Source organism: Streptomyces sp. NPDC053665 (genome assembly GCF_055585285.1).
The window spans coordinates 310,188-324,759 of sequence record NZ_JBVJKK010000001.1; the positions used below are offsets into that span (position 1 = coordinate 310,188).

The window sequence follows — 14,572 nt, forward strand, 5'->3', positions numbered from 1 at the left end:
CTCCGTCGGACCGAGGGGCGGGGACGCGGAACGCCCCGGGCCGTGCGGCCCGGGGCGTTCCGTCAGGCGGGTGGGATCAGACCAGGTCGAACCGGTCCAGGTTCATGACCTTGACCCAGGCCGCGACGAAGTCCTCGACGAACTTCTCCTTGGCGTCGTCGCTCGCGTAGACCTCGGCGAGCGCCCGCAGTTCGGAGTTGGAGCCGAAGACCAGGTCGGCGCGGGAGCCGGCCCACTTGACCTCGCCCGTGGCGGCGTCGCGCCCCTCGAACGTGGTCTGGTCCTCGCTCGTGGCCTTCCAGGTGATGCCCAGGTCCAGCAGGTTGACGAAGAAGTCGTTCGTCAGCGAGCCGGGCGTCCTGGTGAGGGCCCCGAGCTGGGACTGCTGGTAGTTGGCGCCCAGCACGCGCAGACCGCCGACCAGCACGGTCATCTCGGGCGCGCTCAGCGTGAGCAGGTTGGCGCGGTCCAGCAGCAGGTACTCGGCCGGCAGGCGGTTGCCCTTGCCGAGGTAGTTGCGGAACCCGTCGGCGGTCGGCTCCAGCGCCTCGAACGACTCGGCGTCGGTGTGCTCCTCGGTCGCGTCCACACGGCCCGCGGCGAAGGGCACCTCCACCTGGTATCCGGCTTCCTTGGCGGCCTTCTCGACGGCGGCGGAGCCACCGAGGACGATCAGGTCGGCCAGGGAGACCTTCTTCGCGCCGGTGTTGAACTCCTGCTGGATGCCCTCGAGGACCCGCAGGACCTGGGCCAGCTCGTCCGGCTCGTTGACCTCCCAGCCGCGCTGCGGCTCCAGGCGGATGCGGGCGCCGTTGGCGCCGCCGCGCTTGTCGCTGCCGCGGAAGGTCGACGCCGACGCCCAGGCGGTGGACACCAGCTGCGCGACGGACAGACCCGACTCCAGCAGCTTGGTCTTGAGGACGGCGATGTCCTCGGCGTCGATGGTCTCGCCCTCGGCCTCGGGCAGCGGGTCCTGCCACAGCAGCGTCTCCTGCGGCACCTCCGGGCCGAGGTAGAGGGACTTGGGGCCCATGTCGCGGTGGGTCAGCTTGAACCAGGCGCGGGCGAAGGCGTCCGCGAACTCCTGCGGGTTCTCGTGGAACCGGCGCGAGATGGGCTCGTAGATCGGGTCGAAGCGCAGCGCGAGGTCGGTGGTGAGCATCTTCGGGCGGTGCTTCTTCGCCGGGTCGTGCGCGTCCGGCACGATCTCCGGCGCGTCCTTGGCGACCCACTGGTGGGCGCCGGCCGGACTCTGCTCCAGCTCGTACTCGAACTCGAAGAGGTTCTTGAAGAACCCGTCGCTCCACCGGGTCGGCGTGCTGGTCCAGGTGACCTCGAGACCGGAGGTGATGGCGTCGCCGCCCTTGCCCGTGCCGTAGGTGCTGCGCCAGCCCAGGCCCTGCTCCTCCATCGAGGCGGCCTCGGGGTCGGCACCGACGTGGTCGGCGGGGCCGGCTCCGTGGGTCTTGCCGAAGGTGTGGCCGCCGGCGATCAGGGCGACGGTCTCCTCGTCGTTCATCGCCATGCGGCGGAACGTCTCACGGATGTCGCGGGCCGCGGCGAGCGGGTCCGGGTTGCCGTTCGGGCCCTCGGGGTTGACGTAGATGAGGCCCATCTGGACCGCGCCGAGCGGGTTCTCCAGATCGCGCTCGCCCGAGTAGCGCTTGTCGTCGAGCCAGGTCGTCTCGGGGCCCCAGTAGACGTCCTCCTCCGGCTCCCAGACGTCCTCGCGGCCGCCGGCGAAGCCGAAGGTCTCGAAGCCCATCTGCTCCAGGGCGACGTTGCCGGTGAGGATCATGAGGTCGGCCCAGGAGATGCTCTGCCCGTACTTCTTCTTGACGGGCCACAGCAGACGGCGGGCCTTGTCGAGGTTGCCGTTGTCCGGCCAGCTGTTGAGCGGGGCGAAGCGCTGCTGTCCGGCGCCGGCGCCGCCGCGGCCGTCGCTGATGCGGTAGGTGCCGGCGCTGTGCCAGGCCATGCGGACCATCAGCGGGCCGTAGTCGCCGAAGTCGGCCGGCCACCAGTCCTGCGAGGTCGTGAGCACCTCGGCGATGTCGCGCTTGACGGCCGCGAGGTCGAGCGCCTGGAAGGCCTCGGCGTAGTCGAAGTCCCCACCGAGCGGGTTGGCCACCTCGGGGTTCTTGGCGAGGATCTTCAGGTTGAGCCGCTCGGGCCACCACTGGCGGTTGCCGCCGCCCTGGGTCGGGTGCAGGGCGCGGTCGTGCGCCACGGGGCAACCGCCCCCCGCCTCCGCCGACTTCGGGTCGGTGACGATCGCGTCGTGGTTCTCGGTCATGGAAATCCTTCCGGACGGGGTGGATCGCGGTGCTCGGGGTGGATCACGGTGTTCGGTGGATCACGTGCTCAGGAACTGCGAGCGGTGGAGCAGGCGGGGCACAGGCCCCAGTAGATGACCTCGGCCTCGTCGACGGCGAAGCCCCGGTCGTCGGACGCGGTCAGGCAGGGTGCGTGGCCGACCGCGCAGTCGACGTCGGCCACGGCTCCACACGACCGGCACACGAGGTGGTGGTGGTTGTCGCCGACCCGTCCCTCGTAGAGGGCCGGGCTGTTGGGCGGATCCAGGCGGCGCACGAGCCCGGCCGCGGTGAGGGCGTGGAGTCCCTCGTAGACGGCCTGGACCGAGATGTGGCCGACGCGGCCGCGCACCTCGGTGGCGATGGCTTCGGCGCCGAGGTGGTCGCCCTCCCGCACGGCCTCGAGCAGCGCGACGCGGGCGGCCGTCACCCGCAGGCCGGCGCCACGCAGCTCCTCGGCGGTGGTCGGGGTCCCGGATGCGGTCATGCGGCACAACCTAGCCACACAAACACGAACGACTCAAGGAAACGAACGGTTCAATTTTGATGGCGGGCGGGTGGGGCGGTGCGGGGACTGGGCCGCCGCGACATGTGAGCCGAGTCACAGCGGCATGATCCCGCCCGGGGCCCGCGCGGGACGCGCGCAGCGCCGCGGGCGTCCCGGTGGTTCACGCGTCCGGCGAGGTCAGGCGCTCCAGCCGGGCCGCCGCCGTCGCCGCCCTGCGGTCCGCTTCACGGAGGCGGCGACCGGCCGTGCGGGCCTGCTCGCGGGCCGTCCGCTCGGCGAAGCGCGCCTGCTGGTGCTCGTTCCTGGCGCGCTCCAGTTCCTCGGTGAGCTCGCCGACGCGGCGCTGGAGCCGGTTCAGCCGCTCCTCCGCCTCCTGGGCGGCCCGGTCGGCGGCGTCGGCCTCCTCACGCAGCGCGCGCCGTTCCCGCTCGGCGGCCTCGGCGGCCTCCCGGGCCTGTGCCAGCTGCCGCCGCTGCCGCTCCGCGGCCTTCCCGTCCGGGCGGGAGGGCGCGGGTGCGGGCGCGGGGCGGGCCGGCGGGCGCTGCGGCCGGGCGCCCTCGGCGGCCGCCGGGAAGCCGACCGAGGCGCTCAGCGACTTGTCCAGCCGTCCGGCGGCCCACGTCCGGGCGGCCTCCGGATCGGCCAGGACGGCGTGCAGGGTGTTCTCGACCTCGCGCAGCACGCTCTCGCCGACGGGGTGCCCGGCCTCCCGGGCGAGCTGCCTGGCCTGGGCGGACAGGGCGCGCACCAGGGCGTGCTGCCTGCGGCTCAGCTCGCGCAGCTGCTCGCCGTCCAGGTCCTGGTGGGCGCGGCGCAGGCCCTCGCCGAGCCTGAGCAGGGGTTCGACCTCGCCGGGATTGCTGCGGACCAGGAGGTTGCTGACCCAGGCGGCGAGGCTGGGCTTGCGCAGGGCGCCGATCCGCCGGGCGAGATCCCGGTCGCCGGAGGTGCGCGCGGAGGCCACGGCGGAGGCGCGGGCGGCGACGAAGTCCTCCGGGCGGCGGGCGTACAGCTCCTCGGCCACGGTGTCGAAGTCCATGCGCGTCTCCTTCGCGTGCAGGCCCGGGTCCGATGGTCTCAGGACGGGTCGCCGGGGGCTCGCGGAACCTTCCGGAGGGGGCCCGGCCCGCTCCCGGGGACCCCCTGCGTGATCGCGGGATCGACGGTTTAACATATGAGCGCCGCCTAGCTCGAAAGATGGACTCGTGACTGTCAACGACGACTCGTTCACCAACTGGAAGAACCGCGAGGAGATCGCGGAGTCGATGATCCCGATCATCGGGAAGCTGCACCGGGAGCGGGACGTGACGGTCCTGCTGCACAGCCGCTCCCTGGTGAACAAGTCGGTGGTCAGCATCCTCAAGACCCACCGGTTCGCCCGGCAGATCGCGGGCGCGGAGCTCTCGGTCACCGAGACGCTGCCCTTCCTGAAGGCCCTCGCCGAGCTCGACCTCGGGCCGTCCCAGATCGACATCGGCATGCTCGCCGCGACCTACCGCGAGGACGACCGCGGACTGTCGGTCGCCGAGTTCACCGCCGAGGCCGTCGCCGGGGCCACGGGCGACAACAAGATCGAGCGCCGCGAGGGACGCGACGTCGTCCTCTACGGGTTCGGCCGCATCGGCCGGCTCGTGGCCCGGCTGCTCATCGAGAAGGCCGGCTCCGGCAACGGCCTGCGCCTGCGCGCCATCGTGGTGCGCGGCGGCGGGGAGCAGGACATCGTCAAGCGCGCCTCGCTGCTGCGCCGCGACTCCATCCACGGCCAGTTCCAGGGCACGATCACCGTCGACGAGGCGACCAGCACCATCGTCGCCAACGGCAACGCCATCAAGGTGATCTACGCCAACGACCCCTCCGAGGTCGACTACACGGCGTACGGCATCAAGAACGCCATCCTGATCGACAACACCGGCAAGTGGCGCGACCGCGCGGGCCTGTCGCAGCACCTGCGCCCGGGGATCGACAAGGTGGTGCTGACCGCGCCCGGCAAGGGCGACGTCCCGAACATCGTCCACGGCGTCAACCACGACACCATCAAGCCGGACGAGCAGATCCTGTCGTGCGCCTCCTGCACGACGAACGCCATCGTGCCGCCGCTGAAGGCGATGGACGACGAGTTCGGCGTCACGCGCGGCCACGTGGAGACCGTCCACTCGTTCACCAACGACCAGAACCTGCTGGACAATTACCACAAGGCCGACCGGCGGGGCCGCTCCGCGCCGCTCAACATGGTCATCACCGAGACCGGCGCCGCCTCCGCCGTCGCCAAGGCGCTGCCCGATCTCAAGGCGCCGATCACCGGCAGCTCGATCCGGGTCCCGGTCCCGGACGTCTCCATCGCGATCCTCAGTCTGCGGCTCGGCCGGGAGACCACCCGCGAGGAGGTCCTCGACCACCTGCGCGACGTCTCGCTGACCTCGCCGCTCAAGCGCCAGATCGACTTCACCACGGCCCCCGACGCGGTCTCCAGCGACTTCATCGGCTCGCGCCACGCCTCGATCGTCGACGCCGGCGCCACCAAGGTCGACGGGGACAACGCGATCCTCTACCTGTGGTACGACAACGAGTTCGGCTACTCGTGCCAGGTCATCCGGGTCGTGCAGCACGTCTCCGGCGTGGAGTACCCGACCTACCCGGCTCCGGCGGCCTGACGGTCGTCGTCCGGATCGGGCCCCGCACACGACCGGGTGCCGTGCCCCCCAGAGGGGCACGGCACCCGGTCGTGCGAACTCAGCGCTTGAAGACGATCAGCGCTTGAAGACGATCAGTGCTTGAAGACGATCAGTGCTTGAAGACGATCAGTGCTTGAAGACGTCCTTCGTCTTCTCCTTGGCCTGCCGCGCGTCGCCCTTGGACTGCTCGGCACGGCCCTCGGCCGTCAGCCGCTCGTTGCCCACCGCGCGGCCGACCGTCTCCTTGGCCTTGCCCTTGGCCTGCTCGGTCTTCGCCTTGGCCTTCTGCTCTTCAGCCACGGTTCGTTCACTCCAAGTCGTGTCCGACAGCGGGGTCGGTAGTACGGGTGACCGCGAACGGGCAGCTCAAACGTGCCGCCCTTCGGGGGCCGCCGTCGGGGCGCGTCAGTGGCAGCACCCGTCGGCGGCTCCCGCCGGCTCCTGACGGCAGAAGCAGGACGCCCGGATCGGCACGTCGGCCAGCGCCGTCGCCAACCTGAGCTGAGGGGCCACCAGGGCCGCCTCACCGGTCTTCCCGGTACGCAGCAGGCACTCGTGGAAACCGTGCAACGCCCAGACGTTGCCCGGGTGTTGCAGGGGGCGCGGCAGGGTGTCGTCCAGGCCCAGATCGGCGCGGTAGACGGCCTCGGCCTCCTCCACCCGCCCCTGTTCCAGCAGCAGCGCCCCGTAGGCGTGGCGGGTGGGCTGCATCCAGCCCCACGGCTCGTCGTATGGCAGGTTGTCGTCCAGTGCGATGGAGCGTTCGAGGGCGGCGAAGGCGGAGTCGTGGTCGCCCCTGCGGTACTCCAGCTCCCCGTCCAGCATCGCGGAGGCGATCGCGAGGATGTCGTGGCAGGTGTTGTTGAACAGCATGCGGGTCTCGGGCACCCGGCCCACCGCCGCCCGGAACAGCTCCCGTTCCGCCTCGGCGCGGTCCACCTCCCCGGTGGCGGACAGGGCGACGCCGCGCGCGTAGTGACGCATGGCAGTGGTGACCGCGTAGAGCTCCGGGTCGGCGGGGGCCGGCAGGTCCAGGATCTCCTTCCAGCGGCCGAAGCGGATCAGCACGTGCACGCGCATGGCCAGGAAGCCCTCCAGCCAGTCGGCCATGGGCGGGCTCTGCACGCGCAGCAGCTCCTCCGGTACGGCGGCCTCCAGCTCGGCGGCCGAGTCGAGGGCCACGCGGGACTGGCCGAGGAACATGGCCCCGTAGATCCGGAAGTGGTGGTTGTGCACCCGGTAGAGGGTGTAGAAGTTCATCGCCCCGGCGCGCCGCCGGTACTTCTCGTCGGCGGCGATCGCGTCGCTGTTCGCGGCGACGACGCGGCGGTAGTCGCCGCACAGGACGTCGAGGTGCGAGGGCATGTGCCGCAGGTGGCCGGCGTCGGGCACGAGGTCGCGCAACCGGTCGGCGACGGTGAGGGCCTGCTCCGGCGTCGGGGACATCTCCATCAGGTGGATGTACAGGTGCAGGATCCCGGGGTGCACGGCGCCGGCGTCGGTGGCGAGGGCGGCGTCCAGCACCGCCTTGGCCTCCGTGGTCCGGGCGCCCTCGGCCGGGCGGCCGGTGGTGATGTCCCACAGTTGCCAGGGGGTGAGGTTCATCAGGGCGTCCGCGTGGAGGGTGGCGATGTCGGGGTCGCCGGGCGCCATCCGGTACACCTCGCGCATGGCGTTCGCGTAAGGCTCGTTCCACACCGAGCAGTCCGCTGCGGCCTCCGCCTGCGGGTAGCGGGCCCGCAGCGCCTCGATGAGGGCCCGTTCGACCGGGGTGGCGCGGGCCGCCGCCTCGTGGGCCCGTTCCACGGCCGCGTGCGTGCGGTCCACGGTGCGCACGAGTTCGTCGCCGTCGAAGGCTTCCCAGGGCTTGTTGTAGTTGGGGCCGAGCGCGTAGGCGATGCCCCAGTACGCCATGGCGCACCCGGGATCGGCCTCGGCCGCCTTCTCGAAGCAGGCGACGGCCTCCTCGTGGTGGAAGCCGTACGTCCAGAGCAGGCCGCGGTCGAACCAGAGCTGGGCCTCGGGGGACGTGGTGGTGACGGGACGGCTGTGGGTACCGAGGTCGTAGTAGTCACCCATGGTCATCTCCTGGGCCGGCGGCCGGGCCGTGGGAGCGGCGGTGATCGCACACCCGCGGCTCCCGGTCGATCTCGCCCCTCCAGGTTAGCCGCCCGGGTACCGGCAGGCCGTGGTGTCGCACGGACCGGGGTCGCTCCGGCCCGCGCGGCGCGGTCGCGAGGGTGGCGGGGGTGCCCGTCAGCTGCTCGTGAGGATCTGCGGGGCCTGGATCTTGATCATGGTGTTGGTCCAGCGGATCTGCCGGAGCGTCTGCGGGTGGCAGTCGCTCGTCAGGGCCAGGAGCCGCTCGTCCCGGGTGGCCTGTGCCGCCTGGGCGAGCATCTCCCAGTGCAGGGAGTTCCGGGTGGCCGCCAGGTGCAGGTCGCGCAGGTCGTGCAGGAGGAGCAGGCCGGTGTCGGTGCGCCGGCCCAGGGCCTCGGAGGCCTTCTCCCGGAGGACGGCGAGCGTGCCGGGCGAGGGCGTGGCGCGCGGACCGGGCAGGTCGAGGCCGTGGTCGCGGCCGGCCTCGGCGAGGCGGCGGGTGTGCTCGTGCGACCAGCGGGCGATGTCGAGGGCGACGTGGTGGAACTCGTGGTCGCCGCGGTGGCGGGCGGCCGCGGTCAGCAGATCCTGCTCCAGGTCGCGTTCGCCGTCGTGCAGGAGGCGCAGGGTGGTGCCGATGCCGCTCATGAACCGCTCCCCGGCGTCGTCCCGCGGGTGCCGGGCGTCGCGGGTGCCGGGTCCGTACCCGGCCCGCGGCGGGCGACGAGGGTGACGCGTGCGGCGCCGGTCTTGAACAGGGGCTGCTTGGAGACCGGGTCCCAGTCGGTGACGGTGGTCTCGTTGGCGGCGCGGCCGGGGCCGCCGTCGGGCGGCCGGTGGCCCTCCGGGGTGTCCCAGTAGCCGTAGTGGAAGGGCAGGAACACCATGCCGTCGCGGAGGGCGGTGGTGCGCAACCGGGCCCGTACGGCGCCGCGCGGGGTGGTGACCTGCACCAGGTCGCCGTCGGCGAGCCCCTGGGTGGAGGCCTCCGCTGGTGAGATCTCCGCCCAGACGTCCGGTGCGGCGGCGTTCAGCTCGGGGGCGCGGGCGGTCTTGGTCCGGGTGTGGAAGTGGTAGACCGTCCGGCCGGTGATGAGTTGCAGGGGGTAGTCGGCCGACGTGTCCTCGTGCGGTGGCAGGTACTCCGCCGCCTTGAGCACCGCCTTGCCGTCCGGGTTGAGGGCCCGGTACTCCTCCGCCTCCACGGCCGCCCCGGTCACCAGGTCCCTGCCGTAGCTCTCGCACACGTCGGGCCGGGCGTGGTCGAAGCCGTCGGTGTAGAGGCGGGCGGTGCCCTCGGGCGCCTCGTCGGTGCAGGGCCACTGGATGCCGCTGCCGCCGCGCAGCCGGTCGTAGCTCAGGCCGGTGTAGTCGCAGGGGCGTCCGGCGCTGCATCGCTGCCAGGCAGCGAAGGCGGACTCCGGGTCGTGCCAGTCGATCAGGGGTCCGCCGTCCTTGTCGCGGAAGTCCATGCGGGCGGCGAAGTCCAGCAGGATGTCCAGGTCGGGGCGGGCCTCGCCCGGTGGTTCGACGGCCTTGTCGGACAGGTGCACGGTGCGGTCGGCGTTGGTGAAGGTGCCGGTCTTCTCGCCCCAGCCGGCCGCGGGCAGGACCACGTCGGCGAGCTGCGCGGTCTCGGTGAGGAACATGTCCTGCACCACCACGAACAGGCGTTCCTGGGCGAGGATCGAGCGGATGCGCGACAACTCGGGCAGGGACACGGCCGGGTTGGTGCCACTGATCCACAGCATGCGGATCGAGCCCTGCTCGGCGTACCGGAAGATCTGCATGGCGTGGGTGGGAGGACCGTAGTGCGGGATGGTCTGCGGGGTCACGTTCCACACCTCGGCCAGTTCCGCGACGTGCGCGTCGTTCTGCCAGTTGCGGAAGCCCGGCAGGTCGCCGTCGGCTCCGCACTCGCGGGTGTTCTCCGCGCTGGGCTGCCCGTTCATCTGCAGCAGCCCGCAGCCGGGCCGGCCCAGCATGCCGCGCAGGAGATGCAGGTTGTTGACCTGGACGGCGGCGGCGGTGGCCTGGTGGGACTGGTAGACGCCCTGGAGGACGGTGGACAGCAGCCGCTCGGCGGTGCCGAGGATCTCCGCGGCCCGCTCGATCTGCGCGGCCGGCACGTCGCAGATGCCCGCCGCCCACGTGGGTGTGCAGCGGTGGACCATGGCGGCCAGCTCGTCGAAGCCGACGGTGTGCGCCTCCAGGTAGTCCCGGTCGATCCGGTCCGTGCGGATGATCTCGTGCAGCAGCGCGTCGAGGAGTGCGACGTTGGTGCCGGCGCGGGGGGCCAGGTGGACGTCGGCGCGCCGGGCGACGGGGGTGTGGCGCGGGTCGACGCACACCAGCCGCGGCGGGTCGCCGCCCTCCAGGCGGTCCAGGAGCCGCATCCACAGCACCGTCTGGGTCTCGGCCATGTTGTGCCCGAACAGGGCGACGGTGTCGGCGTGGTCGATGTCCTCGTAGCTGCCGGGCTGCCCGTCGCAGCCGAAGGTCTCCTTGAGGGCCTCCGCGGCCGTCGCCGTGCACAGGCGGGTGTTCCCGTCGAGGTGGTTGGTGCCCAGGCCCGCCCGGGCGAGGACTGCGAGGGTGTAGTACTCCTCCAGGAACAGCTGCCCGCTGGTGTAGAAGCCGATCGAGCCGGGTCCCTTGTCGTCCAGCAGCTGCCGGGTGTGTCCGGTGACCCGGTTCATGGCGGTGTCCCAGTCGCACTCCACCAGCCGGCCGTCCTCGCGGATCAGGGGCCGGGTGAGCCGGTCCGGGGAGGCGTTGGCCTGCCAGCCGTAGAGGTCCTTGGGGCCCAGGCGTCCGCGGTTCACCCGGTCGACGGCCCGTCCCCGCACCCCCACCATGCGCCCGTCGCGCACCGCGATGTCCATGGCGTCACCGTTGGAGTGGAGCACGGAGGCGGTCTGCACCCAGCGCTGGACCTCCTGCTCGGCGACGCCGTCGCTCAGGTGCATGTCGACGCGTGCCGGCCAGGGGGCGCCGGCGTCGTAGGGGGTGCGCTCACCCCAGGGGTCCGCGATGCGATCGACCGGGTGGTCCACGATCCCACCTTCCGCAGAGGAACACTGCCGGCGACGGGTGCCCGCCGGAGCACAGGCAACACAGCGTACGCGAAGTGTGACAAATCAGACGAACGGCCATGCCCGTCCTCATCATCTCGTCGTTCGATCGTGGGAGCTTCGCCGACGGGCTGGCACGCCTCAACTCCCCCTCCATAGGATGTACTTCCTGTCCAGCCAGTCCGTTGGCACGGCACCCTGCAGGGGGAAAGACGATGCATTCCGAGAAGCAGCTGTCCACCGAGATCGACGCGAACGTGCCGACGGCAGCGCGCATGTACGACTACTACCTGGGCGGCAAGGACAACTACGCGGCCGACCGCACCGCCTGCGAAGAGCTCGACAAGGTCGTGCCCAGCACCCGCCGCCTCGCGCTGAACAACCGCCGCTTCCTCCAGCGGGTCGTCAAGACCCTCTCCGAGGAGTACGGCATCCGGCAGTACCTGGACCACGGATCCGGCCTGCCGACCCAGGAGAACGTGCACCAGGTCGCCCAGCGCATCGACCCCACCACCCACGTGGTCTACGTCGACAACGACCCGATGGTGCTGGTGCACGGCCGGGCCCTGCTGGAGCAGGACGAGCGCACGACCGTGATCCACGCGGACATGCGCGAGACCGACCTGATCTTCGGCCACGCCGACACCAAGCGGCTGATCGACTTCGACGAGCCGGTGTGCGTGCTGTTCAACTCCGTCTTCCACTGCATCCCGGACAGCGACACCGACGGCCCGCTGGCGGTCGCCCGCCGCGTGCGGGAGCGCCTCGCGCCGGGCAGCTTCATGGTGATGTGCCAGCTGGTCAGCGAGGATGCCGAGGTCCGGAAGTTCGTCACGGACTTCATGGACCAGGCCACCCACGGGAACTGGGGCCGGGTGCGCGAACCGAAGGACGTCGAGGCCTACTTCGAGGGCCTGGAGATCCTGGAGCCGGGCCTGGTGGAGGTGTCGAACTGGCGCCCCGACAGCGAGGTGGCGCCCCGTCAGCTCACCCACGAGTGGATCGAGTTCGGCGGAGTGGGCCGTCTGCCCCTGGAGGGCTGAACCGGCCGCGCCGGCTCTCCCGGCGAACCGCCCCTCGGCGGGGACCACGCGGTCCCGCCGAGGGGCGGTTTCACGTCAGGTGTAGCGCTGCTCCATCGTCTGGTGCAGCAGCTCCAGCGTGTCCCGGGGCTTGAGCGCCTCGTCCGCGAGACGGTCCAGCGCGATCCGGTACTCCTCCGTCTCGTCGCGGTCCTCGAGGAAGTTCGCGCTCTTGATGTGCTCCAGGTAGACCACGTCGGGCAGGTCGAGACCACCGAAGCGCAGGTACGTGACGGGGATGGCGGGTGCCGAGGCGTTGGTGACGCTCAGCGGCACGACCTGGAGCGTCACATTGGAGCGCTCGGCCATCTCGATGAGGTGGGCGAGCTGATCGCGCATCACCTCGGTGGAGCCGAGGACGCGCAGCAGCACCGACTCGTCGATGATCGCCCAGAGTTGGGGCGCTTCTGGCCGCAGCAGCAACTGCGCCCGGTGCTTGCGCAGCTCGACGCGCCGCTCCACCTCGCTCGCCGGGGCGTTCGGCAGACCGCGCTCGACCACCGCCTTGGTGTACTCGGGCGTCTGCAGCAGGCCGGGCACGTACTGGATCTCGAAGGTACGGATGGTGGCGGCGGCCTCCTGCAGCCCGACCAGACGATCGAACCACTCGGGCATCAGCCGCTTGTCGTAGCGCTGCCACCAGCCGGGCTCGCCTGCGCGCTGCAGCAGTTTGAGCAGCACGGAGGCCTCGTAGTCCTCGGTGCCGTACAACCGCAGCAGCGCACGGACGTCGTTCTCCGTCGGAGGGCGGCGGCCCTTGCCCGACTCGATGCGGGACAGCTTCGCGGCACTGAAACCGACTTCGCGCGCCGCCTGGTCCTGGGCGAGCCCGGCATCCTCACGGAATCCGGCGAGCTGCACACCGACCAGCATCTTGAGCAGAGTCGGCGCCGGCTCGGACCTGTCCAGGTAGGGTTCCAGACGGGAGATGCGATGCGACGCGGCGGACATCCTGACTCCCAGCGAGACCGGCACAAGGGCGATTTACACTATCGCACTTCACCCGGCCTTCACGCATCCGCCCGCAACAGCCGTTCAAAAACGATGTGTTGAGCTCCGCTTCACCGCAGGGGCGCGTACCGGGAAGAGGACCTCACACGAGGTGGTCGAACTCGCCGTCCTTCGCCCCGGCCAGGAAGGCCGCCACCTCCGCCGCCGTGTAGACCAGCGCGGGCCCGTCGGGGTCGCGGGAGTTGCGGACCGCGATGCCCCCGTCCACGAGGGGGGCCACTTCGACGCAGTTGCCCTCGGCGTTGCTGTGCCGGCTCTTGATCCAGCAGGCCTCCAACGAGCTGGCCCGCACTCCGTTCTTGACTGGTGGCACCGCAGTCTCCTTGCTGTTCTCGTTCCCCGCCGTACACGGTGTGCCCGGCCGTCGCACCGAGCCGGGCCTCGTCCCGTCGGCCGGGCCCGCCTCGACTCCACGCCTCGGCTCGCGTACCCATCACGGCTTGTTTTTCACGCAATTTCTCGTGCAATTGCACGCGAGCGCCTTCAGCGTGGATAATAGCTGCGGCGTCAACCCCCGTGCTGGCGCCCCGTCCTGACGTCGCATCGGGGAGATGCCGTGTCATCACCTGCGCAGCACGTGCTCCGGCAGCCCGGCGAGGCTGCGGCGCGTACCGGGACACCCGGACCGCGCCACTGCTCGCCGCCGGGCCCGGCGACGACGACGCCGTACGGGGCACCGCCGTCGGTGCCGGGGACTCCCCCGCAGTACGCGGGCCCCCTGGCCGCCTCGGCCTCGCTCCCCGTGGAGTGCAGCCGCGAGGGTTTCGCCCGGGCCCGGTCCTTCACCCGGGACACGTTGCACACCTGGTCGCTGGACCACTGCTGCGACGACACCACGCTGATCGTCACCGAACTCGCCGCCAACGCCGCGACGCACGCCGCACCGGCGCCCTCGCGGGAAGGGGCCGCAGCGGAGATCCGGCTCGGCTTCGTCCTGGAACCGGCACACCTCCTGGTCACCGTCTCCGACGGCGACGACCGCCCGCCGCTGTGTGCGCCGGCCGGCGTCGCGCTGGAGGAGAGCGGCCGGGGACTGTGCATCGTCGAGGCCCTGTCGGAGGCGTGGGGCTGGGTCCCCACTCCCCCCGCGGGCAAGACGGTCTGGGCCAAGCTGCCGACGCGTTCCGGCGTGGCCCTGCCTCCCCCCTCCTGTCCGCCCACGATCCGACCGCCCATCTGACCCGACTGCCGCGGAAAGGCCCCTCGCCATGCGCAGCGCTTCGACGGAACACCCGAGCAGCGAGCGCCCCCAGCGCCCCGACGCCCCGACCGGGGTGGCCCGCACCACGCCTCTCACGGCACTGGACCGTGTGCCGTGGGGCGACATCCAGGACTCCACCGGCTCGGCAGCGGCCATTCCCGTGCTGCTCAAGGGCATCGCCTGGGGTGATGCCGAGACGGCCCGGTCCGCCTTCGAGGACCTGAGGAAACGGATCTGCCAGTTCGGCTTCGTCGTGGAGCAGGCGACGGCGGCCACGGTCCCCTTCCTGTGGGAGCTGGCGAAGTCCCCCCAGGTGACCGTCCGCGCCCAGATCATCCAGCTCCTCAAGGCCATCGCCGACGCCCGGCAGTGGGAGAGCACCGCCGCCGTGTACCCGAAGCTGCTGAACCACCGTGAGAATCCCGTGGTGTGGGAGCGCGCGGCACGCCAGGCGGTGCGGGCCCGGCGCGAGGAGCTCGGGCGGCTGCTGTCCGACGAGGACCGCGAGATCGCCCGGGCGACGACGGAACTGGCCCGGTCGCTGGGCGCCTGAGACCGCCGTACGGTGTGCGGGGGACGGCCCCGCGCACGAGAAGTGATGAAACGGTG

Annotated in this window: 13 protein-coding genes; 4 read left to right on the forward strand and 9 right to left on the reverse strand. The window is 71.5% G+C overall.

Features of this window, described 5'->3' with window-relative positions; translation table 11 throughout:
- Window positions 1-76: 76 nt before the first annotated feature.
- The 3 genes from katG to ACZ6ZN_RS01255 form a co-directional block, all read right to left on the reverse strand.
- Window positions 77-2,296: a catalase/peroxidase HPI gene (katG, locus tag ACZ6ZN_RS01245; protein ID WP_469642174.1), complete on the reverse strand. Its 2,220-nt coding sequence runs from the start codon at window positions 2,294-2,296 to the stop codon at window positions 77-79.
- A gap of 68 nt (window positions 2,297-2,364) precedes the next feature.
- A complete protein-coding gene (locus tag ACZ6ZN_RS01250; protein WP_369192931.1) occupies window positions 2,365-2,802 on the reverse strand; it encodes a Fur family transcriptional regulator in 438 nt (145 codons plus the stop codon).
- A 181-nt stretch (window positions 2,803-2,983) separates the two neighbouring features.
- Window positions 2,984-3,862, reverse strand: a complete 879-nt coding sequence (locus tag ACZ6ZN_RS01255; protein ID WP_469642176.1) for a hypothetical protein — start codon at window positions 3,860-3,862, stop codon at window positions 2,984-2,986.
- Window positions 3,863-4,028: 166 nt separating this feature from the next.
- Between ACZ6ZN_RS01255 and ACZ6ZN_RS01260 the strand changes: the two genes are divergently transcribed.
- Entirely contained in the window at window positions 4,029-5,474 is a 1,446-nt protein-coding gene (locus tag ACZ6ZN_RS01260) for a glyceraldehyde-3-phosphate dehydrogenase (RefSeq protein ID WP_398107404.1), read from the forward strand.
- 147 nt (window positions 5,475-5,621) lie between these two features.
- Here the strand turns inward: ACZ6ZN_RS01260 and ACZ6ZN_RS01265 are convergent, their stop codons facing one another.
- From ACZ6ZN_RS01265 to ACZ6ZN_RS01280, 4 genes are all read right to left on the reverse strand, one after another.
- Window positions 5,622-5,795 (reverse strand): CsbD family protein, encoded by a 174-nt coding sequence (locus tag ACZ6ZN_RS01265; RefSeq protein ID WP_369192928.1) that lies wholly within the window; start codon window positions 5,793-5,795, stop codon window positions 5,622-5,624.
- Window positions 5,796-5,900: 105 nt separating this feature from the next.
- A complete protein-coding gene (locus tag ACZ6ZN_RS01270) occupies window positions 5,901-7,574 on the reverse strand; it encodes a hypothetical protein (protein ID WP_469642179.1) in 1,674 nt (557 codons plus the stop codon).
- 177 nt (window positions 7,575-7,751) lie between these two features.
- Window positions 7,752-8,243, reverse strand: a complete 492-nt coding sequence (locus tag ACZ6ZN_RS01275; protein WP_398107406.1) for a hypothetical protein — start codon at window positions 8,241-8,243, stop codon at window positions 7,752-7,754.
- On the reverse strand, window positions 8,240-10,651 hold the full coding sequence (locus tag ACZ6ZN_RS01280) for a molybdopterin oxidoreductase family protein (protein ID WP_469642182.1): 2,412 nt from the start codon (window positions 10,649-10,651) through the stop codon (window positions 8,240-8,242). The genes ACZ6ZN_RS01275 and ACZ6ZN_RS01280 overlap by 4 nt, the downstream gene beginning before the upstream one ends.
- Window positions 10,652-10,884: 233 nt before the next feature.
- On the opposite strand from ACZ6ZN_RS01280, the gene ACZ6ZN_RS01285 reads away from it, so the two are divergent.
- The gene (locus tag ACZ6ZN_RS01285) at window positions 10,885-11,712 is read left to right on the forward strand and encodes an SAM-dependent methyltransferase (protein WP_451876382.1); all 828 of its coding nucleotides are present in this window, start codon (window positions 10,885-10,887) and stop codon (window positions 11,710-11,712) included.
- A 75-nt stretch (window positions 11,713-11,787) separates the two neighbouring features.
- Here ACZ6ZN_RS01285 and ACZ6ZN_RS01290 read toward each other — a convergent pair whose 3' ends face one another.
- Both ACZ6ZN_RS01290 and ACZ6ZN_RS01295 read right to left on the reverse strand, forming a co-directional pair.
- Window positions 11,788-12,702, reverse strand: coding sequence for a helix-turn-helix domain-containing protein (locus tag ACZ6ZN_RS01290; RefSeq protein ID WP_398107409.1), 915 nt, complete (start codon window positions 12,700-12,702; stop codon window positions 11,788-11,790).
- A gap of 142 nt (window positions 12,703-12,844) precedes the next feature.
- Entirely contained in the window at window positions 12,845-13,075 is a 231-nt protein-coding gene (locus ACZ6ZN_RS01295; protein WP_398107410.1) for a DUF397 domain-containing protein, read from the reverse strand.
- A gap of 243 nt (window positions 13,076-13,318) precedes the next feature.
- Here ACZ6ZN_RS01295 and ACZ6ZN_RS01300 point away from each other — a divergent pair, with 243 nt between their 5' ends.
- Both ACZ6ZN_RS01300 and ACZ6ZN_RS01305 read left to right on the forward strand, forming a co-directional pair.
- A complete protein-coding gene (locus ACZ6ZN_RS01300) occupies window positions 13,319-13,942 on the forward strand; it encodes an ATP-binding protein (protein WP_469642186.1) in 624 nt (207 codons plus the stop codon).
- Between the two features lie 28 nt (window positions 13,943-13,970).
- Window positions 13,971-14,516: a hypothetical protein gene (locus ACZ6ZN_RS01305; protein WP_398107412.1), complete on the forward strand. Its 546-nt coding sequence runs from the start codon at window positions 13,971-13,973 to the stop codon at window positions 14,514-14,516.
- Window positions 14,517-14,572: the final 56 nt, after the last annotated feature.